We start from the raw sequence: 26,791 nt of genomic DNA, 5'->3' as shown, positions 1-26,791 counted from the left end.
GCGGACGGCGGGGTGGAGGTCATCCCTTCACCGCCCCGGTGAGGCCGCCCACGATGCGGCGCTCGAAGACGCTGAAGAAGATGAGCGCGGGGATCATCGACAGCGAGACGAACGCGAGCACCTTGGCGGTGTCGACGGAGTACTGCGACGAGAAGGCCTGCACCCCGAGCGGGAGCGTGAAGGTCGACTCGTCGTTGAGGATGAACAGCGGCAGGAGGTAGCTGTTCCAGCTCGCGATGAACGCGAGGATGCCGGTCGTGATCACGCCGGGCATCGCCAGGCGCACCACCATGCGGAAGAAGAAGCCGATCCGGCTGCAGCCGTCGATGAACGCCGCCTCCTGGATCTCGTCCGGGATCGCCCGCAGGAACGGGACCAGGATGATGATCGTGGTCGGCAGGCCGAACGCGATCTGCGGCAGCACGACTCCGGCGAGCGAGTTCATCAGGCCGAGGCTCTTGATCACCAGGTAGAGCGGAGTGATCGCCACGGTCATCGGGAACATCAGTCCCGCCGCGAAGAGCGCGTAGAACACTCCGCGGCCCGCGAAGTCGTATCGGGCGAGGACGTAGCTGGCCATGAGGCCCAGCACCACGACACCGAGGGTGGTGGCCAGCGCCGCGATGGCGGAGTTGCCCACCTCGCGCCAGAAGATGCCGCCCGTGATGACGTCGATGTAGTTCTGCACGTTCCACGGCGACGGGAAGCCGGCCGGATCCGTCGTGATCTGCGCGTTCGTGCGGAAGCCGCCGATGATGATGTAAGCGACCGGGGCGAGCATCAGCGCGATCACCACGATCGCGACGACGTAGGCGATCATCGTGCCGCGGCCCACCGGCGGGCGGCGGCGCTTCACGGCGAGGGGCCGGCGCGTCTCGGGGGTGATCGGCGGGGCCGTCATCGTGGTGGTCATCGCTTGCCTCCGGTGAGTGCGCCCTCGGTGTCCCGCCGCAGCACGAAGCGCTGGTAGAGCAGGGCGACGACGAGCGAGATCAGGAACAGGATGACCGCGACGGCGTTCCCGTACCCGTAGTTGCCGGCGTTGCGGCCGTTGGTGACGAGGTAGGTCGCCATCGTCGAGGTGCCGGCGGTCGACGAGACGTACTGGCCCCAGATGATGTAGACGAGGTCGAACAGCTGCAGGGCGCCGATGATCGACAGGAACGCCCAGATGCGCAGCGTCGGGGCGAGCAGCGGCAGCGTGATGCGCCGCTGGACCTGCCAGTAGGACGCGCCGTCGATGGCCGCGGCCTCGGACAGCTCCTCGGGGATGCCCTGGAGACCGGCGAGGAAGAGGATCACGGCGAAGCCGATGTACTTCCACGTGATGATCAGCATCAGCGTCCACATGGCGATGGCCGGGTTCGCCAGCCAGTCCTGCTGCAGCGCTCCCAGGCCGATGTTCTCGAGCATGCCGTTGACGGCGCCGCGGGTCTGGAGCATCAGGCTCCAGCCGGTGCCGACGACGACCTCCGAGATGACGTAGGGCACGAAGATCAGCACGCGGATGATCGACTGGCCGCGCAGCTTGCGGTTGAGCAGGAGCGCGATCAGGATCGCGGCCGGGCCCTGGAGCACGAGCGAGAGGATCACGATCGTGCCGTTGTGGGACAGCGCCTCGTGGAAGGTCGGGTCCTGGAGGATCGTGAGGTAGTTGCGGAAGCCGACGAAGTCGGTCGGCACTCCGTAGCCCTGCCAGCTGAAGAAGCCGTAGTAGGCCGCCATCACGACCGGGAAGATCACGAAGGCGAGGAACACGATCAGCGCGGGGCCGACCAGGATCGCGACCTCGAGCCGGCCCGCCCAGCCGAGGCTGCGGCGACGCCGGCGCACCGGGGGTGCTGCGACGACCGCAGCACCCCCGGTGTTCTCGCGATCGCGGGGCGCATCCGCTCCGAGGAGCGGGCTCTCGCGAAGCGCCATGGTTACGCCTTCTTCGCAGCGGCGTTGACGGCCTCGACCAGCTGCTCCGGGTCGCTCTTGCCGGCGAGCAGGTCGACGACTCCGACGTTCAGCGCGTTGCCGACGTTGAGGCCGTAGACGGTGTCGAGCCACTGCGACACGTAGGGCGCCGAGTTGTAGGCGGCCAGGATGTCCTGCAGGTACGGCTCGGTGACGGCCTCCTGGGCGACCTGGTTGACCGGCGGAGCGTTGAAGGCGGCGTAGTACTCCTTCTGCACATCGGCGGTCGCGAGGTAGTTCAGGAAGTCCACGCACTCGGCGGGAGCATCGACCGAGCAGGAGTAGCCGTCGACGCCGCCCATGATCGAGCCGGGCTCGCCCTCTCCGCCGTCCACCTCGGGGAAGGGGAACCAGCCCAGGTCGGGCAGGGGCTTCTCGTCGGGGGTGAGGGAGGCGATGACGCCCGGGTTCCAGGCGCCCATGAGCTCCATGGCGGCCTGGCGGTTGGCGAGCAGGCCCGCCGAGCTGCCGGCGCCCTGCTGGGCGGCGGTGGTGAGGAAGCCCTCGTTGAACGGCTCGGTCTCGGAGAAGGTCTGCAGGTCCTCGGCGGCCTTGACCCAGCACTCGTCCGAGAAGTCCTTCGAGTCGGCCGCCTCGGCCATGGTGTCGGCGCTGCACTCGCGGAGCGCGAAGAAGTAGTACCAGTGCGCGGCGGGCCAGGCGTCCTTGCCGCCGAGCGCGATCGCCTGGGTGCCGCTGCCCTTGAGGGCGGTGACGGCGGAGTCGAGCTCCTCGAGCGTCGACGGCGGGGTGCTGATGCCCGCTGCGGTGAAGAGGTCCTGGCTGTAGAAGACGCCGCCGGGGAGCACCGCGACCGGCATCGCCCAGACCTTGTCGTCGAGGGTGTTGGCTCCGAAGGAGCCTTCGGTGATCTCGCTCTTGGCCTCGTCCGAGATCTTGTCGGTCAGGTCCATCAGCTGGCCGCCGGCGACCATGGCCGCCATCTTGCCGCCGCCGCGCTGGAGGAAGATGTCCGGCGCGTCGCCGGAGTTGAGCGCGGTCTGCAGCTTGCCGTCCAGGTCCTCGTTCTGGATGGCCTGCGGGGTGATGGTGACTCCGGGGTTCGCGGCCTCGAAGTCGGCGACCGTCTTGTCCCAGAACTCCTGGCCGGGGCCCGTGGTGGAGTTCTGCCAGAGGGTCATGGAGACGGTGCCGTCGGAGGAGCCGGACTCCTGGGCGGAGCAGCCGCTCAGGGCCGCTGCCGCGCCGAGCAGGGCGACGGTGGCCACTGCGATCTTTCTGAACTTCATCGTTCGACCTGTTCTCTTCATCGAGTGGGCGCCGCCAGGGAGAGCGGCGCCGAGGTGCACCCTCCGCGTCAACGGTGGGCGAGGTCAGTCTCCGTACTGCTCCGCGGGACCGTCAAACGTTTTCGAAATCATTTTCCAAACGGCCTCGCGGAGGGCTACGGTCGGTCCTGTGAGTCACCGTCCGACCATCCACGACGTCGCCGCTGCGGCCGGCGTCTCGGTCGCGACGGTCTCGAAGGCGGTCAACGGCCGGTACGGCATCGCCGCCGCGACGGCCACGCGCGTGCTCGACGTGGTGCGCGAGCTGGGCTACGAGTCGAGCCTCGTCGCGAGCAGCATGCGCTCGCGGCGCACCGGGGTGATCGGCGTGCTCGTCGCCGATTTCGAGCCGTTCAGCGCCGAGATCCTCAAGGGCGTGGGCGCCGAGCTGCGCGGGTCGCGCTTCGACCTGCTCGCTTACAGCGGCTCGCACCAGGGCGAGGGCGAGGGCTGGGAGCGGCGCTCGCTGAGCCGCCTGAGCGGCACCCTGATCGACGGCGCGATCATGGTCACTCCGACGGTCCTCACCGCGGCCTCGGACATCCCGCTCGTCGCCATCGACCCGCACACCGGGCGGGCCGACCTGCCCACGGTCGAGTCCGACAGCTACGGAGGCGCGCTGCAGGCGACGCGGCACCTCGTCGAGCTCGGGCACCGGCGGATCGGCTTCGTCGCCGGCCGTCCGGACCTGCGCTCGGCGCGCCTGCGCGAGGCCGGCTACCGCGCCGCGCTGTCGGAGGCGGGCATCGCGTTCGACGAGCGGCTCGTGCACGTGGGCCTGTACCAGCACGACACCGCGCGCCGGCCCGCCTCGGCGCTGCTGTCGCTCCCGGACCGGCCCACCGCCGTGTTCGCCGCGAACGACGTGTCGGCCATCGCGATCATCGAGATCGCGGCGCGGATCGGGCTCGACGTGCCGCGGGACCTGTCGGTGGTCGGCTTCGACGACGTCCCGGAGGCGTCGCGGCTCGACCCGCCGCTGACGACCGTCCGGCAGCCGATGCAGACGCTCGGCTCGACGGCCGCCGAGATGCTGACGGCGCTGATGGCGGGCGAGACACCGCGCTCGCTGCACGTGCGGCTGCCGACGCAGCTGGTGCAGCGCGCGACGACGGGGCCGCCGCCGGGGCGGTGAGCCTCTGAAGCGTGGGTCTCGCGACGCCGCTGCGGGGCTCCTCGACCAGCACGGATGCGCGGGTCTCTTCCCAGTACATCCGCCACCACTCGAAGAGGTGTGGGCAGCTCGACCTCGGTAACTTTATCAAAGTTCAGGGAGTTGGTAAGGTTATCAGCATGCGTGACGCCGTCGACAATCCCTTCAGCCCCGGCTCCGACACGGTTCCCGCGATCTGGGCGGGTCGCACGGCCCAGTTGAGCGACTGGCGCGACATCCTCCGTCCGCGCCTGCATCGCGGGCTGCCGGAGCGGGGCCGCACGATCCTCGGCGAGCCGGGACTGGGCAAGTCCTCGCTCGTGCGGCGCATCGCGCAGGACGCGGCGGCGGGAGGCGACTGGGTGACCCCCCAGCTGCGCATCCCCTCGGGTGCCGATCCGCTGAAGCTCCTGGCCGCCGCGCTACTGGTGCTCGCCGACGCCGCCGGGCTCGCGACGGCGCGCGAGAAGCGGCTCGCCGGCGTCCTCGAACGGGTGCAGGCCGTCGCCGCGTCCGGGATCTCGCTCACCCTCCGCGGGAGAGAAGGGCCCGAGCCCCACACCGCTCTCACCGAGCTGCTCGTCGAAGTGGGCCGCGCGGCGATCGCGCAGGACGTGGTCGCGCTCATCCACCTCGACGAGGTGCAGAACATCGTCGACGAGAGCGCCCTCTCGCAGCTCCTGATCGCCCTCGGCGACGCGATCACGCACGAGCTGGTCGTCGAGCTGCCCGGAGGCGTCCGGGTGACCCGCTTCCTGCCGCTGGCGGTCTACCTGACCGGCCTCCCCGACTTCGAGGACCGGGCCGGTGCGCAGAAGGGCGCGACGTTCGCGCGACGGTTCAAGACGACCGTGCTCACGGCGATCGACGACGACGACATCGTCGCGGCGCTCCAGGATTTCGTGCTGCCCGGCTGGGACGTTCCGGACGAGCGGGGCGGGACGACCCGCATCCGCATGGAGAGCGACGCGGTCGCGGCGGTCGTGGAGCTGTGCCGCGGCGAGCCGTTCCTGTTCCAGCTCGCGGGCGAGAGCGCCTGGTACGCCGGGACCGGCACGACGATCACCCGGCAGCAGGTGCTCGCGGGGTGGCGCGGAGCGCAGAGAGAGGCTGCGGCGCACGTCGAGCGCATCCTCGGGCGGCTGCCTCCGCGCGAACTCGCGTTCCTCGAGGCGATGGCGTCGATGCCCGCCCGCGACCGCACCCTCACCCGCATCGCCCGGGCGATCGGCCTCTCGAAGCCGACCGAGGCGGGGACCACCGCGCAGCGCCTCGACACCGTGCGCGGGATCATCGACCGCGGAACGCTGTACCGGTTCCGGCACCGGGCCATCGAGGCGTACCTGACGAGCGAGTGGCCGCGGGCGGAGTAGCGGGCGCGCGGCTCCTCGAGCCGTCCGCTTGCAGGAGTTCCCGACGTCTGCCATAGTCGAACCGGTTCGAACACGAGGAGGTGGACATGGCCACGATCGGCGATGTCGCGAAAGCGGCCGGCGTCTCGCGCAGCACCGTCTCGTACGCACTCTCGGGCAAGCGGAGCATCTCTCTCGAGACCCAGCAGCGCATCAAGGACGCGATCCGCGACCTCGACTTCACGGTCAACGCCGGCGCCCGCGCCCTGGCCACGCGCAGGACGATGGCCCTCGGCCTCCTCGTCCACTTCGATCCGGACGAGTTCGCCCCGGCGATGATGGAGTACATCCTCCCGATCACGACCCGCGCCCGCGAGCTCGGCTACGACATCCTGATGGCCACCGAGCCCGACGGTGCCGCCGCCCTCACCCGCGTCACGAGCTCCGAGATGGTCGACGGAGTGATCCTGCTCAGCGTCTCGACCCAGGACGACCGCCTCCCCGCGCTGACGGCGGCCCGTCAGCCCGGCGCCGCCATCGGAGTCCCCCAGGACGCGGCCGGCGTGGACGTCTTCGACCTCGACTTCCGGGACGCGGGTCGCCTGCTCGTCGAGCACCTGGCCGCGCTCGGCCACCGACGGGTCGGTCTGATCACGCCCCCGATCCACGTCTTCGAGCGCGGCGGCACCTACGGCGTCCGCTTCCGCGACGCCGCTGTCGAGACCGCCGCCGCTCGGAACGTGGAGCTGAGCATCCGGGCGTCCGAGACGACGGCCGCGGCGATGGAGCCGATGATCAACACGTTCCTCGACGAGAACCCCGATCTCACAGCGCTCATCGTGCACAGCGACCGCGCGGTCGCGATGCTCCCCTCGATCCTCGGTCGTCGCGGCATCTCCGTCCCCGGGCAGCTCTCGGTCGTGAGCCTGTACTCGGGCGAGTTCGCCCGGGACTTCTCGCTCCCCTACACGTTCGTCGAGACGGGTCCCACCGAGCTCGGCGCACAGGTCGTCGAGCGCCTCGTCGACCGCATCGAGCATCCGGAACGCGCGGATGCCCCGGCGATCCGCCTCCTCGACGCCCGACTCGTCGACCGCGGGAGCGCCGTCGCCCTCTGACCCGGCACCGCCCGGTCCCCTGTTCTCGTCGATCATTCGTCGAACCGGTTCGAACCCGAGCCACTCCCCCACACAGCACTCACGACATCAAGGAGGATCTTGTGATCACCAGGAAGTCCACCCGCGCCGGCACCGCACTCGCCGTCGCCGCCCTCTCGACGCTCGCTCTCGCGAGCTGCTCGGCCTCCACCGGAGGCGAGTCCACCGACGCCGCCGGCGGCGCCTACACCTGGTGGGACCCGTACCCCCAGTACGACGCGTCCTCGGACTGGGCGAAGGTCATCGACGCCTGTGCCGCCGACGCCGGTGTCACCATCGAGCGGACGGCGTACGACACGTCCGATCTCACCAACAAAGCACTCCTCGCGGGTCAGCAGGACAACTCCCCCGACCTGCTGCTGATCGACAACCCGGTCGTCTCCACGCTCGCCGAGGCCGGCGTCCTGACGTCGACCGACGAGAGCGGCCTCAGCACCGACGGCTTCGCCGAGAACATCCTCTCGGCCGGTCAGATCGACGGCGACACCTTCGGCGTCCCGATCGGCGCGAACACCCTCGCGCTCTACTACAACCCCGCCGTGCTCGAGAAGGCGGGCGTCGACATAGCCTCCGTGACCGACTGGGCCTCGCTGACCGCGGCGCTCGAGAAGGTCGCGGCGACCGGGGACACGGGCATCACGTTCTCGGCGGTCGGCACCGAGGAGGGCTCGTTCCAGTTCCTGCCGTGGTTCTGGGGATCGGGCGCCGAGCTGACCGACCTCTCGAGCGACGACGCGGTCTCGGCCCTCGCGCTCTGGACCGACTGGATCGAGAGGGGCTACGCGCCCAACTCCGTCATCAACAACACCCAGACGACGAGCTGGCAGGAGTTCCAGGCCGGCAACGTCGCGTTCGCCGAGAACGGCACCTGGCAGAAGGCGTCCGCGGCCGAGGCCGGCTACGAGGTCCTGCCGATCCCCGCGAAGGACGGCGGGAACGCCGCCGCTCCCACCGGCGGCGAGTTCCTCAGCCTGCCCGTCCAGTCGGACGACTCCCGCTACGAGGTCTCGGCGCAGATCGCGTCGTGCATGACCGACACCGAGAACATCGTCGGCACCGACAACGCCCTGAACTACGTCGCTCCCACCACCGACGCGCAGGAGGCGCAGCTCGCCGAGGACGCGACGCTGCAGCCGTGGATCGACGCGGTCGGTGCCGCGCAGGGCCGCACCGGCGACAACCTGGGCACCGACTACCCGCTCATCTCCGAGCAGCTCTGGACCGCGGTGCAGAGCTCCATCACGGGCAGCTCCAGCCCCGAGGACGCCCTGAAGGCCGCGCAGGACGCCGCGGCCTCCGCCACCGAGTAGAGCGACCGAGCAGCCGGGCCTCCCGCACCTCGCGGGAGGCCCGGCCGACGAGAGGCAGTCATGACGACCACCCCCATCGCGCCGAGTCCCGCACCGGCCACCCGCCCTCCGTCCTCCGTGAGGAGCGAGCGCCGCTCCCCGCGACGCGGACCGTCGCCGGAGCGCTGGGCCGCCCTCGCGTTCCTCGCGCCGCTGCTGGTCTACCTGGCCGTCTTCTACGCGTATCCGCTGTTCCGCAATCTCGAGTTGAGCGTCCGCGGCTACACCGTGCGCAGCTTCGTCCAGGGCGGCGCCCCGTTCGTCGGCGTCGACAACTACCTCGACGTCTTCACCTCGGCGACGTTCCTGCCCGCCGTCTCGCACACGGCGGTCTTCGTCCTGGCGTCGATCGTGTTCCAGTACGTCATCGGCTTCGCGCTCGCGGTCTTCTTCTACAGCGGCTTCCGCCTCTCGGGAATTCTCAGAGCGCTCTTCCTCGTGCCGTGGCTGCTGCCGCTGATCGTCTCGGCGTCGACCTGGTCCTGGATGCTGAACAGCGACTCCGGGATCGTGAACGCCTTCCTGCAGGCCATCGGCGGCCCGCAGATCAACTGGCTGACCGACCCCGACGTCGCCCTCACCGCGGTGATCATCGCGAACATCTGGATCGGCATCCCGTTCAACCTGGTGATCCTCTACTCGGGTCTGCAGGGGATCTCGACCGACATCTACGAGGCCGCCGCGCTCGACGGCGCGAACGCGTGGCAGAAGCTGATGCTGATCACCGTGCCGCTGCTGCGGCCCGTCTCGGCGATCACCGTGCTGCTGGGCCTGGTCTACACGCTGAAGGTCTTCGACATCATCTGGATCATGACCAAGGGCGGCCCGGCCGGCTCCTCGACCACGCTCGCCACCTGGACCTACCAGCTCGGCTTCGGATCCACCCTCCCCGACTTCGGACCGGCCGCCGCGGTGGGCAACCTGCTCATCCTGCTGGCCCTCGTGTTCGGCCTCGTCTACATCCGCGTCCAGAGCCGCCAGGAGAACTCGTGACCGCCGCCCGCAGCTGGTGGAGGACCGCCCTGGGCGTCCTCTTCACCGCGATCATGCTCTTCCCCGTCTACTGGATGATCGTCGTCTCGCTCACCAAGACCGGCGACATGCGCAAGAGCCCGCCGAGCCTGCTCCCGCTCGACCCGACCTTCGTCGGCTACGAGGCGGTGCTGCGCCAGCAGCTGCCGTTCCTCGGCACCAGCCTGATCATCGGGCTCGGCACGGTGGCCCTCACCCTGGCGATCTCGGCTCCGGCCGCCTACGCGCTCGCGAAGCTGCGCCCGCGCGGCACCGGGGTGCTGAACTTCGTGCTGCTGATCGCGCAGATGATCCCGGCGATCATCATGGCGATGGGCTTCTACGCCATCTACCTCAACCTGGGCATCCTCAACAGCCTGCTCGGGCTGATCATCGCCGACTCGACCATCGCCGTGCCGTTCGCGGTCCTGATCTTCTCGGCGTTCATGCAGGGCATCCCCGACGAGCTGCTCAACGCCGCGAAGATCGACGGCGCCTCGCAGTGGCGGACCTTCCGCTCGGTCGTGCTGCCCGTCAGCCGCAACTCCGCCGTCACGGTGTCGCTCTTCGCGTTCCTCTGGGCGTGGTCCGACTTCATCTTCGCGTCGACGCTGAACAGCGGAGGCGACCTGCGGCCGATCACGCTCGGCATCTACGCCTACATCGGCAACAACAACCAGGAGTGGAACGCGATCATGGCGACCGCCGTCGTCGCCTCCGTCCCCGCGGCGGTGCTGCTCATCGTCGCCCAGCGCTACGTGTCGGCCGGAGTCACCGCCGGCGCCGTCAAGGACTGACTCCTCTCCTCCGCTCTCGAAAGGCACGACATGACCACCCGCATCCCCTTCGACATCCGCGAGATCCCTTTCAGCACCCGCGGCGCCTGGATGGACGTCTCGCCCGTGATCGGCCTGCACCGGATCGTGGACGACCTCCACCTGGTCTCGCACCGGACCCGGATGACGGCCGTCCTCCGACTGGAGGCGCGGAGCGCTTCCGGCGAGCGGCTGAGCCCCTCGGCCGACAGCTCGGTGCTGACCTGGAGCGGAGACGGCGCACGGGTGCAGGCGCTCTTCGACGGCCCCGACGTCCTCCGGTTCGCCGGAACGGGCTCCGAGCTGACTCTCACCGACGCGGCGAGCGAGCTGACCCCCTTCACCGGGACGTTCCTCTACGAGGACCCGGTGTCCGGTGCGTCCACCTTCACCTCGTACGAGACCGGGCGCCGCTACCGCGTCACCGTTCTCGCCGGGGACGTGCGCGCCACGGGATCCGAGCAACTCGGCGCGGGAGAGCGGTCGCTGACGATCTCCGGCGACCGGTGGGAGATCGCCGTGGAGGAGTTCGCGACGGCCGCTCCTCCGCTCGAGCTCGGCACCGGCTTCGACGAGGCTCTCGAGGAGGCGGACGACCGCTTCGAGGCCTACCTCGACGCGATCGCCGGCTGGCGAGACGACCGCGCACCGGCGGCGGCCCTCGCCGCCTACGTCCTCTGGTCGGCGACCGTCGCTCCGGCCGGGTTCCTCGGGCGCGAGGCGATCCTGATGTCGAAGCACTGGATGGACAAGCTCTGGAGCTGGGACCACTGCTTCAACGCCCTCGCCCTCGCCGAGGGCGCTCCGGAGGAGGCGCTCGGGCAGTTCCTCCTCCCGTTCGACCACCAGACGCCCGAGGGCGCGCTGCCGGACTCGATCGCGCACTCGGAGGTGCTCTACAACTACGTCAAGCCGCCGATCCACGGCTGGGCCTTCGCGCGGATGCGCTCCTCCCTCGAGCCGCTGGCCCCGGAGCGGCTGCGCGAGGTGCACGACCGGCTCGCGAGCTGGTCGCTCTTCTGGCTCCGGCACCGCACGGCTCCCGGTCGCGTCGCTCCCTACTACCAGCACGGCAACGACTCCGGCTGGGACAACTCGACGAGCTTCGATCGCGACCGCGTCGTCGAGTCGCCCGATCTCGCCGCGTTCCTGCTCCTCCAGCTCGAGGTCGTCGCGGGTCTCGCCGACGAGCTGGGGCTGCCGAGCTCCGCATGGCGCGAGAGCCGGTGCGTGCTCGCGGAGGAGTTGCGTGGGATGTGGGACGGCACGGCACTGGCAGGACGCTCGCCGCTCCACGGCCGCACCGCCACGACGACGAGCCTGCTGAACCTCCTCCCCCTCCTCGCCGCCGAGGAGCTCACGGACGAGATGATCGCGACGATGCTCGAGTCGCTCGCCCCGCACCTCACCGAGTGGGGGCCGGCGACCGAGGCGCCGAGCTCACCCCACTACGAGCCGGACGGGTACTGGCGCGGACCGATCTGGGCGCCGTCCACGTTCCTCCTCGTCGACGGGCTGCGCCGGGCGGGCCGGGACGACCTGGCCGACGACGTCTCCGCCCGCTTCCGGCGCCTGTGCGAGCGCAGCGGCTTCGCCGAGAACTTCGACGCCCTCACCGGCGAGGGACTGCGCGACCGCGCCTACACCTGGACCGCGAGCGTCTACCTCCTGCTCGCCCGCGAATCTCTCGCCCCAGCCGGATCCGCGGAGTGAGCGCCTCCGAAGCCCCGGCGCTCAGCGGCTTCCGGCGGGAGGGCGACGGTGTGGCGTGGACCGGGAACGGCGAGACGCTGCTGCTGCAGCCCTGGGGGCCGGACAGCATCCGGGCGAGGAGCGTCCCGCTCGGTCCGGTCCTCGACACCGACTGGGCGCTGCTGCCCCCCGAGGACGCCGAGTCGACCCTCGTCATCGACGGGCGCACGGCGACTCTGCGCGTCGGCCGGCTCGTCGCGACTCTGACCGAGGAGCACGTGCTCGATCTCCAGCTCGGGCACGACGTCTTCGCGTGCCGGGTCTCCTACAGCGATGCCGACGGTCGCGAGCTCCTCTCGGAGCTCTCGTCGGGAGGGTCGCTGAAGCTCCGCGCCCGCGACCACCGGCCGACCGCGCACGGAGCCGGTCCGGCGACGATGAGCTTCGATCCGCCCGCCGGCGAGCACCTCGTCGGCATGGGCGTCTACCAGCAGGACCTCATCGACCTCAAGGGCGCGACGCTGGAACTCGCGCACCGCAACTCCCAGGCGTCGGTGCCCTTCGTCCTCTCCAGCCGCGGCTACGGATTCCTCTGGCACGACCCCTCCGTCGGCCGCGCCGTGTTCGCGACGAACCGCACGGAATGGCATGCGGCGGCCACTCGGCAGATCGACTACTGGATCACCGCCGGACGCACCCCGGCCGACATCACCCGCTCGTACGCCCGGGCGACCGGAGCCTCCCCCGAGATGCCCGAGTACGGCCTCGGCTTCTGGCAGTGCAAGCTGCGGTACTGGAACCAGGAGCAGCTGCTCTCGGTCGCCCGCGAGCACCGCCGACGCGGGCTGCCCATGGACGTCATCGTGGCCGACTTCTTCCACTGGCCCCGGATGGGCGACTTCCGCTTCGAGGAGGAGTTCTGGCCCGATCCCGCCGCCATGGTCACCGAGCTGAACGAGCTCGGCATCGAGCTCATGGTGTCGGTCTGGCCGCAGGTGTCGGTGGAGTCCGAGAACTTCGCCGAGTTCCGGCAGAGGAACCTCCTCGCCACCGCGCTCCGGGGGCCGGACGTGCAGATGTCGTTCGAGGGCCCGAGCATGTTCCTCGACGTCACGAACCCCGAGGCGGCGGATCGGCTCTGGGAGCTCTGCAAGCGCAACTACCACGACCTCGGCATCCGTCTCTTCTGGCTCGACGAGGCCGAGCCGGAGTACGCGGTCTACGACCACGACAACTACCGCTTCCACTCCGGGTCCGCGCTGGAGACCGGGAACATCTACCCGCAGCGCTTCTCTCGGGCCTTCTTCGAGGGCCAGCGGGCGGCCGGGCAGGAGGAGGTCGTGAACCTCGTCCGCTGCGCCTGGGCAGGGAGCCAGCGCTACGGAGCCCTCGTCTGGTCGGGCGACATCGGCACGACCTTCGCGGATCTCCGCCGGCAGATCACCGCGGCGATCCACGTGGGCGCCGCCGGGATCCCGTGGTTCACGACCGACATCGGCGGCTTCCACGGCGGGGACCCGGACGATCCGGCGTTCCGCGAGCTGCTCATCCGCTGGTTCCAGTTCGCGACCTTCTGCCCCGTGATGCGCCTGCACGGCGATCGGCGGCCCACCGAGCAGGTCGCGGCGGCGGACGGCAGCCGACGCAGTCCGTCCGGTGGGGCGAACGAGATCTGGAGCTTCGGGGACGAGGCCACCGGGATCCTCACCGAGCATCTGGCGATCCGCGAGCGGCTGCGCCCGTACACCCGGGCCGTGTTCGACGAGGCGCACACCGGCGGGCAGCCCGTGCTCCGCGGGCTCTTCCACGGGTTCCCCGAGGACCCTCGCGCCTGGACGACGGCGGACGAGTTCCTCTTCGGACCGGACCTGCTCGTGGCTCCGGTCCTGCAGGCGGGGGCGCGGAGCCGCACGGTCTACCTGCCCGGCGGAGCGCGCTGGACCGACCTGTGGACGCGCGTCTCCTACGAGGGCGGGCAGACCGTCGAGGTCGAGGCTCCGCTGGAGCGGATCCCGGTCTTCGGACGGGACTCCGGATATCCGATCGTCCACTGAACCCCCGACGGGGACTTGAGGAAATGCACGGGTGCCCTTGTGCGTCGACAGCGTTCGATCGTACGGTCGTCGAACCGGTTCGAGGCAGCGACGCCGTCGACCAGTGGTCGTGAGGCTCGCGCCTCCTGATCGGCCGGTTCCGCCCCACAGAAAGAGATCCCTGTGACAACGATGTCCCCCCGGAGGCGCGGAGCACGCACGCTCGCCCTCTCCCTGAGCGCGGCCACGATCGCCGCCCTCGCCGTCGCGCTCCCCAGCGCACCGGCCGCCGTGGCGGCCGAGACCGCCATCCCCGCCGACGCCCTGCTCCTGAAGTACGACTTCGAGCAGGGCCAGGTGAACGGAGCGACCGTCACCGACCTCGGCTCGAAGAAGCTGAACGGCACCGTCGTGAACAGCGCCGGCGCCGCCTACATCGAAGGCCGCACCGCGGGCACCAAGGCGATCGACCTCCCCGGAGGAGCGGCGAACTCGACCACCGCGCCCTACATCACCGTGCCGAACGGGCTGTTCCAGGGCGTCAGCGCCACGACGGTCTCGGCCTGGACCAAGTGGTCCGGCACCGAGGGCTTCCAGTGGCTCTGGTGCCTCGGCATCAGCCCCGACGCCGCCTCGGCCTTCTCTCCCTCGTTCACCGACGGAGACGGGAACGCTCGGGCGATCATCAAGCAGCTGCGCGGAGGAGGCGAGGCGGGAGTCTCGAGCACGACGCCGCTGCAGAAGGACCAGTGGGTCAACCTCACCGCGACGATGGACGGCACCTCGATCGTCCTCTTCGTCAACGGCCTGCAGGTCGCGACGGCCCCCGCCTCGGTCGATCTCGCCGCGCAGCTCTTCTCGAGCTCTGCATCGAAGAGCGGCAACATCGGCCGCGCGCTCTGGAACGTGCACCCCTACTACGACGGGGCGATCGACGACTTCCGCGTCTACAACCGGGTCCTCACCGCCGATCAGATCCGCGGACTCGCCGGAAGCGCGGCGCCGACCGTGACCGGCCTGATCTCGACGTCCGTCGACGTGACGACCGCGATCGGCGTCGCACCCGCACTGCCCGGAGTGCCGGCCCGCTACTCCGACGGCATCGAGCGGCCGGCGCCCGTGACCTGGGACGCGGTCCCGGCCTCGTCCTACGCGGCGCGCGGCACGTTCACCGTGAAGGGCGTCGTCACCGAGACCGGCGAGGCCGTCACCGCGACCGTCGCCGTCCGCACCGCGGGCGAGATGACGATCGACCTCGGAGCTCCGACCGGCGACTTCATGGGCGGCGCCTCGGGCACCCTCTACGGCGTCTACGGGAAAGGCCTCCCCTCCGACAACCTCCTCGAGGGCATCGACCTGCGCACCGTCTCGACCAAGGCGCAGGACGGGCCGCAGCACCCGGGTGCCGACGCACTCGACGTCGCGAAGGCCGTCGCCGACACGTCCGACGGCGACACCTACATCTACATGACCGACATCTACCGCGGCTTCCCCTACCAGTGGCCCGGCAGCACGCCCGAGGAGAAGCTCGACGGCTACATGGACAAGATCGCCTCGCAGGTCGATCAGGTGCTGGCCCTCGACGAGAAGTACCAGGACAACATCGTCTTCGTGCCGTTCAACGAGCCCGAGGGCAACATGTTCGGCGACGGGCAGTGGAGCTACAACGGGACGAGCTGGCTGAACGACCCCACGGACTTCTTCGCCGCCTGGGACCGCGCGCACGCGCTCATCAAGGAGAAGATGCCCGACGCCCGGATCTCGGGACCGAACACCAGCCTCCTGTTCAACCAGGTGAAGGGCTTCCTCGCCCACACGATCGAGGCCGGCACCGTCCCCGAGGTCATGACCTGGCACGAGCTCAGCGCACCGGGCGTCATCCGCACGGCCGTCGACCGCTACCGCGGCTGGGAGGACGAGCTCTTCGTCGGCACGGAGTACGAGGGGAAGCACCTCCCCATCAACCTCAACGAGTACGCCTTCAACTACCACACCTCCGTCCCCGGGCAGATGATCCAGTGGATCAGCGCACTCGAGGACAAGAAGGTCGACGGCGACATCGCCTACTGGAACATCGACGGCAACCTCAGCGACTCCGCCGTCCAGGCGAACCGCGCCAACGGCCAGTGGTGGCTCCTCAACGCCTACGCGCAGATGAGCGGCGACACCGTCGCGGTGACTCCGCCGAAGCCCGGCGAGAGCTACACGCTGCAGGGCGTCGCGACCCTCGACACCGACCTCAAGCAGGCCCGCGCGATCTTCGGCGGCTCCGGCGGACCGCAGACCGTCGGCTTCGACCGCATCCCCAGTGCCACCTTCGGCTCGAAGGTGCACGTGAAGGTGAACGAGATCCGCTGGAGTGGCCAGGTCGGCGACTCCGGCGCGCCGCAGACGGTGAAGGAGTTCGACGTCGCGCCCGTCAACGGCAGCGTCTCGCTCGACTTCGGGGGCTCCCTCCCCGCGCTCGACATCGACTCGGCGTACGAGGTCATCCTCACCCCGGGCGCCAACGCGACCGCGTCGTCCGCGTCTCCTGTCGACTTCCGGCAGAAGTACGAGGCCGAGACCGCTCCCTTCACCGGGCAGCGCTTCCTCAACGGGCCCGAGGGCTCGCCCAGCAATGTCGGCGGCTTCTACACGTCCGGCGGTCGCAACATCGGCGGCTTCCGCACGGGCGGCGACCTGAAGGTCGACTTCCAGGTCACGGTCCCGAAGGACGGCGAGTACGACCTGAGCGTGTTCGGCAACTCGCAGAACACCTTCGCCGCCAACGCGGAGCAGGGTCCGATCAACACGTTCCTCACCGTCGACGGCGCGGCCGAGCAGGAGATCTACCTCCCGCTCGCCTACAAGTTCGTCGTGTGGGACCACGTGGACACCAAGGTCAAGCTCACCGCCGGCACCCACACCATCAGCCTCTCGGCGAAGAACCTCGCCGGGACCAAGGGCACGAAGGGTGACGGCATCGTCGACAAGATCGAGCTGTCGCTGCCGAGCGCCGCGGCCGCCTCGACGATCTACGAGTCCGAGGTGAGCACGCTCGAGAGCGGAGCGACCACCGACTACTCCCGCACCGGCGTCTCGGGCTCCGGCACCGCGAAGCTCACCACCGGCGCGAGCAGCGTCGTCTGGGCCTACAGCGCGAAGGACGCCCCCTCCTCGGTCACCGTCGACACCCTCGGCGGGGGCACCGGCGACCTCTGGGTCAACGGCGTGAAGATCGGAGCGGTGAGCGCCAGCAGCACGCAGCAGATCTTCCTCTCGGGCGGCGTCAACAAGATCGAGGTCGTCGGCACCGGCGGCACGCTCCTCGTCGACCGCGTCGTGATCGGCAAGGCCGTCGCGCCCCAGGCGACCACGTCGTACGAGGCGGAAGCCGCCACCATCACCGGTCCGGCCGTCGTCCGCGATCTCTCGCTGGCCTCCGGCGGCAAGGCGGTCGGCCAGATCGGCGGCGGTCGTGACGGAGCGTCGAAGATCGTCTTCGGCGACGTGCAGGCCGCAGCCGACGGGTCGTACGCCCTGACGCTGCGCTACTCCAACGAGGAGCAGTCCCCCGCGACGCACTACAACCCCGACCCGATCGCCCGCCATGCGGACATCACGGTCAACGGAGTCACGCAGCGCGTCCTGTTCCCGCACACGTTCCACCAGAACCAGCTGTGGGACCTCAGCGTGCCCGTCACGCTGAAGAAGGGCACGAACGTCATCGAGATCACCTCGAAGGAGCTGCCCGGCTTCGACGGAGTGACCTACCTCTCGGACACCTTCCCCGGCGTCCAGCTCGTGTCCCAGTACGCGCCGAACATCGACAGGATCTCGGTCACGCCGCTCGTGGCCTCCGCCGCGAAGCTGTCCGTGGTCGCCTCCTCGAGCACCCGGTGCATCGCGGGGAAGGTCGTGCTGACGACCACGGCCAAGAACACGGGGTCCGCGCCGATCGACGTCGTGATGACGTCGGCCTTCGGCACCAAGACCGTCAAGGCCGTCGCCCCGGGCGCGAACGCCACGGGCTCCTTCACGACGCGTCAGGCGTCCGTGCAGGCCGGGTCCGTGACGGTCGACTCGTCGGGTGTCGTCGGTGGCGCGAAGGTCACGGACAAGCAGACGGCGGCCTACGCGGCGGCCACCTGCCGCTAGCCGCTCCCACGACCCTGCTCCCGCCGGCCACGACGTCGGCGCGATGAACGGAGAAACCACGAATGACCCACCGCTCCCTCCTGACCCGCGGAGTCGCCGGACTGGCCGGAGGACTCCTCGTCCTCGGCGTCGCCGGCACCGCGGCCGCCGCTGAGATCGAGATCGACACGAACGACGTCGACGTCAGCGTCGACATCGCCCCGCTCACCTCCAGTGCGCTCTCGATGACCGTCGCCGGCACATCGACCGCTCTGACCGAGAACGGATCGGACGCCGGAACCCGCCGATTCACCGGCACCCTGCCCACCGTGACAGTGACCGACACCCGCGATCCCGCCGACATCCCCGAGGAGGCCGGCTGGTACGTCCTCGGATCGGCGAGCGACTTCACCAGCACCACCGGCGGGACGATCGGAGCCGAGAACCTGGGCTGGGCTCCCGCGCTCCTCGACGGCGGCGAGTCCGGTCTCGTCGCCGAGGGCGACGTCGTCGACCCGGCACTCGACGGGGGCGTGAACGGAGTGGGACTCGTCGACCAGGAGCTCCTGGCCAAGACCGACGAGTCGGCCGCCATCGCCGAGGAGGGCAGCTGGACGGCGAACGCCGAGCTGACCCTGAAGACCCTGCCCACGGTCGGAGCCGGGCAGTACGACTCCGTGCTCACCCTCTCGCTCTTCGAGTGACGGGCGCGGCGGCGGCCGTCTCGGAATCGCCACCGCCCGGGACGCGCGGGTCTCGATACGCCCCTGCGGGGCTACTCGACCAGCAAAGGGGGGAGGGAGGCCCGCTCCGTGCTGATCGCCGAGCCCTGCAGGGGCCCGCTCCCTGCTGATCGAGTAGGGCGCGCAGCGGCCGTATCGAGATCCACCGCCGCCCGGGAGACATGGGTCTCGATACGCCGCGACCAGCAGAGGACGACGTCGCCCCCGACCCCCCGTCAGTGGGTGTTTCTGTGACGATTCCCATCTATCCGCGCACCGGCGCCGAACCTCCGTGCAGAGTCGTGGGTGCACCGCTGGGGCGGTGCCGATCGCCCGCGCTCGGGACCGTCGACCGGAGGAGTCACGCCATGCTGGGAGACCGAGTACCGGATCCGAGGCTCGCCGCCCTGGACGAGCTGGACATCATGGGCACGCCCCCCGAGGAGCGCTTCGACCGCATCACCCGGATGGCGAAGGACCTGTTCGGCGTGGCGGTGGCCGAGATCCACTTCCTCGACGAGACCACCCTCTTCACGAAGTCGCCGCAGCTGCCCGGCTGGCCGCTCGAGTACCCGCGGGCCGGCACCTTCTGCGACGCGACGCTCCGCGAGCAGCGGATGCTCGTCATCCCGGATCTCGGGACCGACGGCGAGTTCGCGCAGCACGAGAACGTCGCGGGAGCCCCGCACGTGCGCTTCTACGCGGGCCGCCCGCTGATGGTGGAGGCCGACCTCGCGGTCGGAACGCTCTGCCTCCTCGACTTCGTGCCGCGAGACCTCTCGGCCGATCAGCAGGCGCTGCTCGACGAGCTGGGCGACTGGGTCGAGCGGGAGCTCCGCGACCGGGTCGAGCGGGACCGCGCGGCCGACGTGCAGATGCGCCTGAGCCCCGCCGACGAGACGCACCCGGCGGGCTACGAGCTCGCCGGCCTGTCGATCCCGCTGCACGGGCTCGCGGGCGACTTCTACAGCTGGCGCGGTGACGACGAGAGCATCGACCTCACCCTCGCCGACGTGATGGGCAAGGGAGCGGCCGCGGCGATCGTGGGTGCGGGAGTCCGCTCGGCGTTCCACGCCCGCTCCGGATCCACGCCGAGCGTCGCCGTGGCTGCCGTCAACGAGCAGCTGCTCGACGATTTCGCGGTGACCGGCACGTTCGCCACCCTGTTCCACGCGCGGCTCGAGACCGCGACCGGGCGCCTCGACTTCGTCGACGCCGGCCACGGCCTGTCGGTGCTGCTGCGCCCGGACGGCTCGTTCCAGCGCCTCGCGTCGCTCGGGCTGCCGCTGGGCATCGCCCCGGAGGGCGGCTGGGCCGACCAGACCGTCGAGCTCGCGCCCGGTGACTCCCTCGTCTCGTTCACCGACGGCCTGCTCGACCTCTACGACGGCACCCTCGAGTCGCTCGCCGAGGCGACCGCGCTCGCCCGCTCGTGCGGCAGCACGCAGGAGTTCTTCGACGCGATCCGCGCCCTCGCTGCCACGGAGAAGGCCCTCGACGACATCACGGTGCTGGTGGTGACCCGCACGTGAAGCGCGGTCACCCGCACCGAGCACGCGTCCTCCTCCTGGCGGCGTCGGCCCTCGCCCTGACCCTCCTCGGCGCGCCCGCGGCGGCCGCCGCCGAGAGCGCGCCGTCCGCGGACGTGCTCGTGCCCGACTCCGGCGCCTACTTCGGCGCGAGCCTCGACTGGAGCATCGACAGCGCCGCGCAGCAGAGCGAGCGCCTCGGCGCCTCGGCCGCCGTGCTCGAGCACTCCGCCACACTGCCGGTCTCGGACGACGAGACGACGTACCTGGCCCAGTTCCTGCGGCAGGCGGAGGGCGAGGGCGCGCTGGCCGCGATCACGCTGCGCCCCTCCGGTGACCTCGTCGGGTTCGACGAGGCCGACGCCGCCGAGACGGTCGATGCTCTCGCCCGCGCCCGCCAGGACGACGCGCTGCCGCTCTACCTGCGCTTCGCGCCGGACATGAACGCGGACTGGGTGCAGTGGGGCCAGGATCCGGACGCCTACATCGACGCGTTCCGGCTCTTCTCGGAGGCCGTGCGCGCCGAGCTTCCCGGGGCCGTCGTGGTGTGGTCCCCGGTCGCGGGCGGCGCCTACCCCTTCACGGCGGAGCCGGACGGAGCCGACCCGGCGCTCGACACCGACGGCGACGGCCGGCTCGCGGCCGGTGACGACCCGTACGGCCCGTACTACCCGGGCGACGAGTACGTCGACTGGGTGGGACTCTCGGCCTACCACGACCCCAGCGGAGGCGGGCAGCCGCTGAACGAGGTGCCGCGCGCCGGCGCCCTCGACACGGCGCTCGACGGCGGCGGCGACCTCGACTTCTACGAGCGCTTCGCCGCCGCGACCGGCACCCCGATGATGCTCGAGACGGCCGCGTTCTTCAGCCCCGGCGCGGGCGGGCCCGGTGCGCTCGAGATCAAGCAGGAGTGGTGGCGCCAGGTCCTCGCGGCCGCCTCCGAGCAGGAGCACCCGCTGCTGGACGTCGTGCTGTGGCGCGACTCGTCGTCGGCCCGCGCCGTGGTCGGCGAGGTCGTCATCGACTGGAGCATCTCGACCAGCGAGGAGACGGCCTCGGCGTTCCGCGCCGATGCGGCCGGCAGCGAGCTCGTTTTCGGCCCGCTCTACGCCCCCTACGGCACGGCCGGGCCGGTGAGCACGGGCGGCGGCACGATCGACGGCGCCGCCGCGTGGATCGTCGTGGCGACCGTCCTGCTGGCGGCCGTCGCACTGACGGTCTGGGGACTGCTCCGGGGCCGCACGAGCCGGCTCGCCTACGTCGGGCCGCCCTCGCGCGACCTGCGGATCGACCTCCTCCGCGGCGGCGCGATCGTGTTCGTCGTGATCAACCACCTCGCCCTCGTCTCGGTGTTCCAGAACGCGACGCAGGAGGCGATCGGCATGGTCTCGGGAGCGGAGCTGTTCGTGCTGCTCTCGGGCGCGGTCCTCGGGCTCGTGCACCGTCCGAAGATCGTGGGCGGCGGCATCGGCGAGGTGACGCTGCGCACCGGCGCTCGCGCCTGGAAGCTCTACGTCACGGCGATCGCGGTCACCCTGATCGTCGGGTTCGTCAGCCTCGTGCCGTTCCTGAACGCCGTGCCGGCGACGACCTACGTCGACCAGGGAACCGGAGCCGCGGGCAGCGAGGCCACGGGACGCGTCTACGACCTCTACTCCGGCTTCGACGGGCTCGTCCGCTACCCCGTCGATCCGTCGGTGATCGTGGACCTCGCGCTCCTGCGCATCGGACCGTGGCAGGTCAACGTCCTCGGCCTCTACGTCGTGATGCTCGCGCTCGCGCCGCTGATCCTGTGGGCGCTCTCGCGGCGCCGCTGGATCCTCGTGCTCGCCGTGAGCTGGGGGCTCTACGTGCTGCAGATGCTGCTCGGCCTGCGCCTGCTGCCCTCGCAGTTCGAGGACTCGTTCCCGCTGCTCACCTGGCAGGCGCTGTTCGTCACGGGAATGGTCGCCGGCTTCCACCGTCGCGAGATCCTGGGCTGGTTCGCCACCCGCGCCGGGCGGATCGTGCTCGCCGTCTCGGTGATCGCCACGGTCGGGCTCGCGCTGTTCTCGTGGAACAACCCGTACCTCTCGAGCGCCTACGACCTGCGGCTGGACCTCGTGCCGGCGAACACGTTCTCGTCGATCTACTCCGTCGCCTTCGAGCGGACCACGCTCGACCCGGGCCGCGTGCTGAACGTGCTGCTCGTGACGATCACCGGGTACGCGCTCCTCAGCGTCCTCTGGAAGCCGATCCACCGGGTCCTGGGCTGGTTCCTCATCCCGCTCGGCCAGGCCACCCTCTACGTCTTCGTGATGCACGTGCTCTTCGTGCTGATCGTCGCCAACCTCCCGTTCCTCGATCGAGGGAGCATCGTGATCGACTCGCTCGCCTACGTCGTCGTCCTGGCCCTGCTCTGGGTCATGGTCAAGACGCGCTTCCTGTTCGGGATCGTGCCGCGATGAGCGCCCACCGGGACGACGAGAAGAAGACGAGCGGAGTGACGGGGCCGGGTACCGAGAGCACGCTCGTCTCCCCGGCGCGCATGCTGCTCCTGCGCATCATCGTGCTGCTCACGATCGTGCTCGGCGTCAACTACGTCACCTGGCGCTGGATCGCCTCGCTGAACTGGGACGCCTGGTGGATCGCCGTGCCGCTGGTGGCGGCCGAGACCTACAGCCTGATCGACGTGTGCCTGTACGGCATGACGATGTGGCGCGCCCGTGGCCGGCCGGCTCCCCCCGAGCCCGACCCCGAGGCCACCGTCGACATCTTCATCACCACCTACAACGAGCCGATCGAGCTCGTCATGGAGACGGCGCTGGCGGCGCAGGCCGCGCGGATCCCGCACTCGACCTGGGTGCTCGACGACGGCGACCGGCCCGAGATGCGCGCCGCCGCCGAGGGCGCAGGGCTCGGCTACATCACCCGCTCGCAGGCGTGGAAGGACATGCCGCGGCACGCGAAGGCGGGCAACCTCAACAACGCCCTCGAGCAGACGACCGGCGAGTTCCTGCTGATCCTCGACGCCGACCAGATCCCGCGGCCCGAGATCCTCGAGCACACGCTCGGCTACTTCCGCGACCCGGAGGTGGCGCTCGTGCAGACCCCGCAGGTCTTCTCGAACGTGGCCACCGGCGACCCGCTCGGCAGCCAGGCTCCGCTGTTCTACGGACCGATCCAGCAGGGCAAGGACGGCTGGAACGCCGCCTTCTTCTGCGGCTCGAACGCGATGCTGCGCCGCGAGGCGCTGATGCAGCTCGGCATCACCGGCTACATCCGCGAGCTCGACCGGAGCATCGCGCGGGCCCTGCGCACCGCCTCCCGCGCCGTCGCCAAGGCCCGCTCGCACCCCGCCGCCCGCGACGCCGCGGTCGCCCGCGCCCTCGACGACGTGTCGGCGGCCATCGCGCACGCGCGCACCGCGCTCGCCTCCGGAGCGCCGATCGGCTCGATCACCTACGACCTGCACCGCGCCGTCGACCAGGCGAGCTACTCCCTCGTCGCCTCCGACGTCGCCGGCCTCGAGGAGGACCTCGCCGAGATCCGCGCGCTCGCGCGGGCCGACGGAGGCGACGGCGACACGATCGTCGACATCGAGCAGATCGTCTCGTCGCTCGCCGACCGCGACCTCTCGCCGCTGAACGCGCTCGAGTCGGTGCAGGCGGTGCTGCAGGGCATCGCCGTCGACCGGCCCGACGAGGCGCAGCCGATCATGCCGCTGGCGACCATCTCGGTCACCGAGGACATGGCGACCTGCATGCGCCTGCACGGCCTGGGCTGGAAGACCGTCTACCACCACGAGCTGCTCGCCGACGGCCTCGCCCCCGAGGACGCGGGCACCATGCTCGTGCAGCGGCTGCGCTGGGCGCAGGGCACGATGCAGGTGTTCCTCCGCGAGAACCCGCTGCTGCAGCGGGCCCTCTCGATCCCGCAGCGGCTGATGTACTTCGCCACGATGTGGAGCTACCTCAGCGGCTACGCGGCGGTCGTCTACTTCGCGGCGCCGATCGTGTTCCTGGTGCTCGGGATCCTGCCGGTGTCCTCGCTCGCGGCGGACTTCTTCGTCCGGTTCATCCCGTTCATGATCGCGAACCAGCTGCTGTTCCTCGTCTCAGCGAAGGGCACGCCCACCTGGCGGGGCCAGCAGTACAGCCTCGCCCTGTTCCCGGTCTGGATCGAGGCGTGCCGGACCGCCGTGAACAACGTGATCCTGCGCATCCCGCTCGGCTTCGCCGTGACCCCGAAGACGCGGCAGGAGTCGACCGGCACACCGTGGAGACTGATCAAGGTGCAGCTCGTGGTCATGGTGCTGCTCGTGATCGCGATCGTCGTCGGCACCTTCCACCTCCTGGTGAACGGCGCCGAGCCGATCGGCACGGGCGTCAACATCGCCTGGGCGATCTACGATCTGGTCGTCCTCAGCGTCCTGTTCCAGGCCGTCCACTACCAGGGCTTCTCCCCCGAGGAGTCCCCCGTTCCCGAGAAGGAGTCCGCATGACGTTCACCACCGAGAAGATCGAGCCCGACATCGCCGTCGTCCGCGGCGAGGGCAAGCTCAACATGGTCTCGGCCCCCGAGCTGCGCACCCTCGTGCTGCGTGTGATCGAGGAGGGCGAGAACCGCGTCGTCGTCGACCTCAGCGGCATCGAGTTCATGGACTCCTCCGGACTCGGCGCCCTCGTCGGCTGCCTCAAGAGCGCCCGTCAGGCGGGCGGCGACCTGCGCATCGCCTCCCCGAGCCCGCAGGTCTCGATGGTCCTCCGGCTCTCGAACCTCGACCGCGTCCTGGCGAGCTTCGACAGCGCCGAGGACGCCTACCGTGTCTGAGCGCTCCGTCGTCTTCCGGACTCCTCCGGACGGTGTCGAGACCGTGCACTCGGCCCTCGAGACGCTGTGGCAGGACCGCACCGACGTCGACGAGATGGAGCGGATGATGTTCGAGACCGCGCTCGTCGAGCTCGTCTCGAACGTGGTCCAGCACGCCTCCTCGACGACCACGATCATCTGCGAGCTGAGCCTCGTGGCGGATGAGCACGTCTTGCGGGCCACGCTGGTCGACACCGCCGACCCGCCGCTCGTCGACACCGAGACGGTGGTCGAGATGCCGGACGAGTTCGCCGAGTCCGGTCGCGGGATCCCCTTCATCCAGGCCCTGGTCGACACGTTCGAGCACGAGCGGGAGCACGGGCGCAACGTCTGGACGATCGCGAAGCACCGCCCCGCGCCGTGAGACCGGTCCTCGCCCGCCGCCGCGTCCGGGAGCTGCCGCCCGTCGACTCCCTCGCCCTGACGGCGAACGGGTTCGACGAGCAGACCCCGCTGGTCAAGCAGCTCCCGGTCCTCGGGCTGTTCCTGGTCGCCGTCGCGCTGAGCGTGTCGGTGCCGACCCTCGTGGTCACGAGCGCGACCGCGCTGGTCGCGGCGGTGCTGATGATGGTCGCGGCGACCGCGCTGGCCGCGGTGATGCCGCGGACGGACGCGCTGGGCCGGGTGGCGCTGGTGATCCCCGCGATCGACTTCCTGGCCGTCGGCGTGCTGCGCTTCGCGACCGGCGAGAGCGCGTCGATCTTCGCCTCCCTCGCCGTGCTGCCCACCGTGTGGGTCGCGGCGGGGCCGGGCCGACGGCACATCGCCCTGGCGAGCCTCGGAGTCGTCGCAGGTCTCGTCCTCCCGTTCCTCCTCGGGTCGACGCTCGAGGAGAACCCCAACGAGCTGGCGCGCGGCGTCTTCTCGGCCGGCGCCTTCGGCCTCGCGGCCCTGGTCGTCAACGAGCTGTCCCGGATGGCGCGCGAGCGCGTCGCCGACATCAGCGCGCGCGAGAAGCTCACGCACCTCGAGCTGACCCAGGCGTCGGCCGTGCAACAGGCGCTGCTGCCCAAGGAGCGCGCCGAGCTGCACGGCTACGCCTTCGCCGGCGTGTGCCTGCCCTCGCGCGCGATCGGCGGCGACTTCTTCGACTGGTACGACATCCGGGGCGGGGCGGCCTTCACCGTCGGCGACGTGATGGGCAAGGGCGTCGGAGCCGGCATCATCGCCGCCACCGTTCGCGCGGTCGTACGCAGCGCCCGCAACCACGACGACCTCGCGGTGGCCGCGTCGCGCGCCTCCGAGAGCCTCGCCTCGGACCTGGGCGACACCGCCTCCTTCGCCACGATGTTCCACGCGCGCCTGGACGAGACCACCGGCGTCGTCCGCTACCTCGACGCCGGGCACGGGCTGACGCTGCACGTGCGCGCCGACCGGTCGTGGGACCGCCTGGCCTCGCACAACCTGCCGGTCGGGATCGGCGAGGACGCCTGGGCGACCGCCGAGCTCGTGCTGCTGCCGGGCGACTCGCTGGTCAGCTGCAGCGACGGGATCCTCGACCTGTACGACGGGCGGGTGGAGTCGCTCCGGCACGTCGCCGCGCTCGTGTCGCAGTCGACGGATGCGGCCGACGCGGTCGCGCGGATCAGCGCGCGCGCCGAGGGCGGCGCGAACGACGACGACGTGACGGTGCTGGTGCTGCGCCGCGCGGTGTGACGGCGGCTCCTGCCGATCGAGCAGCCCGCTCCGCGGGCGACTCCGGGAGTCGGTGGGTCTCGATACGCCCCTGCGGGGCTACTCGACCAGCACGGTCATCC

Annotated in this window: 19 protein-coding genes; 16 read left to right on the top strand and 3 right to left on the bottom strand. The window is 70.5% G+C overall.

Annotated features, from left to right (window positions below):
* Positions 1–19: 19 nt before the first annotated feature.
* The 3 genes from ASF48_RS01510 to ASF48_RS01500 are packed head-to-tail and all read right to left on the bottom strand — an operon-like array spanning position 20 to position 3,212.
* Positions 20–913 carry a carbohydrate ABC transporter permease gene (locus ASF48_RS01510; RefSeq protein WP_442965557.1) on the bottom strand — a complete coding sequence of 298 codons (894 nt, stop codon included), beginning with the start codon at positions 911–913 and terminating at the stop codon, positions 20–22.
* Entirely contained in the window at positions 910–1,923 is a 1,014-nt protein-coding gene (locus tag ASF48_RS01505; protein ID WP_055785313.1) for a carbohydrate ABC transporter permease, read from the bottom strand. The genes ASF48_RS01510 and ASF48_RS01505 overlap by 4 nt, the downstream gene beginning before the upstream one ends.
* 2 nt (positions 1,924–1,925) lie before the next feature.
* Positions 1,926–3,212 (bottom strand): extracellular solute-binding protein, encoded by a 1,287-nt coding sequence (locus ASF48_RS01500; RefSeq protein ID WP_055785309.1) that lies wholly within the window; start codon positions 3,210–3,212, stop codon positions 1,926–1,928.
* A gap of 169 nt (positions 3,213–3,381) precedes the next feature.
* On the opposite strand from ASF48_RS01500, the gene ASF48_RS01495 reads away from it, so the two are divergent.
* From ASF48_RS01495 to ASF48_RS01420, 16 genes are all read left to right on the top strand, one after another.
* Entirely contained in the window at positions 3,382–4,386 is a 1,005-nt protein-coding gene (locus ASF48_RS01495) for a LacI family DNA-binding transcriptional regulator (protein ID WP_055785306.1), read from the top strand.
* A gap of 158 nt (positions 4,387–4,544) precedes the next feature.
* Complete coding sequence (locus tag ASF48_RS01490; protein ID WP_055785303.1) at positions 4,545–5,777, top strand: AAA family ATPase; 1,233 nt, start codon at positions 4,545–4,547, stop codon at positions 5,775–5,777.
* An 86-nt stretch (positions 5,778–5,863) separates the two neighbouring features.
* Positions 5,864–6,874, top strand: coding sequence for a LacI family DNA-binding transcriptional regulator (locus ASF48_RS01485; protein ID WP_055785300.1), 1,011 nt, complete (start codon positions 5,864–5,866; stop codon positions 6,872–6,874).
* 101 nt (positions 6,875–6,975) lie between these two features.
* On the top strand, positions 6,976–8,223 hold the full coding sequence (locus ASF48_RS01480; RefSeq protein WP_055785297.1) for a sugar ABC transporter substrate-binding protein: 1,248 nt from the start codon (positions 6,976–6,978) through the stop codon (positions 8,221–8,223).
* A 60-nt stretch (positions 8,224–8,283) separates the two neighbouring features.
* Positions 8,284–9,255 carry a carbohydrate ABC transporter permease gene (locus ASF48_RS01475; protein WP_082480908.1) on the top strand — a complete coding sequence of 324 codons (972 nt, stop codon included), beginning with the start codon at positions 8,284–8,286 and terminating at the stop codon, positions 9,253–9,255.
* A 53-nt stretch (positions 9,256–9,308) separates the two neighbouring features.
* Positions 9,309–10,070, top strand: a complete 762-nt coding sequence (locus ASF48_RS01470; protein ID WP_055788727.1) for a carbohydrate ABC transporter permease — start codon at positions 9,309–9,311, stop codon at positions 10,068–10,070.
* A gap of 30 nt (positions 10,071–10,100) precedes the next feature.
* Positions 10,101–11,801, top strand: coding sequence for an amylo-alpha-1,6-glucosidase (locus ASF48_RS01465; protein WP_055785294.1), 1,701 nt, complete (start codon positions 10,101–10,103; stop codon positions 11,799–11,801).
* Positions 11,798–13,834, top strand: coding sequence for a glycoside hydrolase family 31 protein (locus tag ASF48_RS01460; RefSeq protein ID WP_200930949.1), 2,037 nt, complete (start codon positions 11,798–11,800; stop codon positions 13,832–13,834). Before ASF48_RS01465 ends, ASF48_RS01460 begins: the two co-directional genes overlap by 4 nt.
* 171 nt (positions 13,835–14,005) lie before the next feature.
* Positions 14,006–17,953, top strand: a complete 3,948-nt coding sequence (locus ASF48_RS01455; protein WP_082480907.1) for a LamG-like jellyroll fold domain-containing protein — start codon at positions 14,006–14,008, stop codon at positions 17,951–17,953.
* Between the two features lie 62 nt (positions 17,954–18,015).
* A complete protein-coding gene (locus ASF48_RS01450) occupies positions 18,016–18,636 on the top strand; it encodes a hypothetical protein (RefSeq protein ID WP_055785291.1) in 621 nt (206 codons plus the stop codon).
* Between the two features lie 386 nt (positions 18,637–19,022).
* The gene (locus tag ASF48_RS01445) at positions 19,023–20,186 is read left to right on the top strand and encodes a PP2C family protein-serine/threonine phosphatase (RefSeq protein WP_055785288.1); all 1,164 of its coding nucleotides are present in this window, start codon (positions 19,023–19,025) and stop codon (positions 20,184–20,186) included.
* Positions 20,183–22,630: an OpgC domain-containing protein gene (gene opgC, locus ASF48_RS01440; RefSeq protein WP_055785284.1), complete on the top strand. Its 2,448-nt coding sequence runs from the start codon at positions 20,183–20,185 to the stop codon at positions 22,628–22,630. The genes ASF48_RS01445 and opgC overlap by 4 nt, the downstream gene beginning before the upstream one ends.
* Before the next feature lie 80 nt (positions 22,631–22,710).
* Positions 22,711–24,666, top strand: a complete 1,956-nt coding sequence (locus ASF48_RS01435) for a glycosyltransferase family 2 protein (protein WP_055788721.1) — start codon at positions 22,711–22,713, stop codon at positions 24,664–24,666.
* Positions 24,663–24,995 carry an STAS domain-containing protein gene (locus tag ASF48_RS01430; protein WP_055785281.1) on the top strand — a complete coding sequence of 111 codons (333 nt, stop codon included), beginning with the start codon at positions 24,663–24,665 and terminating at the stop codon, positions 24,993–24,995. The genes ASF48_RS01435 and ASF48_RS01430 overlap by 4 nt, the downstream gene beginning before the upstream one ends.
* On the top strand, positions 24,988–25,398 hold the full coding sequence (locus ASF48_RS01425; protein WP_055785278.1) for an ATP-binding protein: 411 nt from the start codon (positions 24,988–24,990) through the stop codon (positions 25,396–25,398). Before ASF48_RS01430 ends, ASF48_RS01425 begins: the two co-directional genes overlap by 8 nt.
* Complete coding sequence (locus ASF48_RS01420; RefSeq protein ID WP_055785275.1) at positions 25,395–26,690, top strand: PP2C family protein-serine/threonine phosphatase; 1,296 nt, start codon at positions 25,395–25,397, stop codon at positions 26,688–26,690. The genes ASF48_RS01425 and ASF48_RS01420 overlap by 4 nt, the downstream gene beginning before the upstream one ends.
* Positions 26,691–26,791: the final 101 nt, after the last annotated feature.

The sequence above is a fragment of the Rathayibacter sp. Leaf299 genome (genome assembly GCF_001423055.1).
In the GTDB taxonomy this organism is placed as follows: domain Bacteria; phylum Actinomycetota; class Actinomycetes; order Actinomycetales; family Microbacteriaceae; genus Rathayibacter; species Rathayibacter caricis.
Note: the sequence above shows the minus strand (reverse complement) of the source record. Positions and strands in the feature narration are given on the sequence as shown.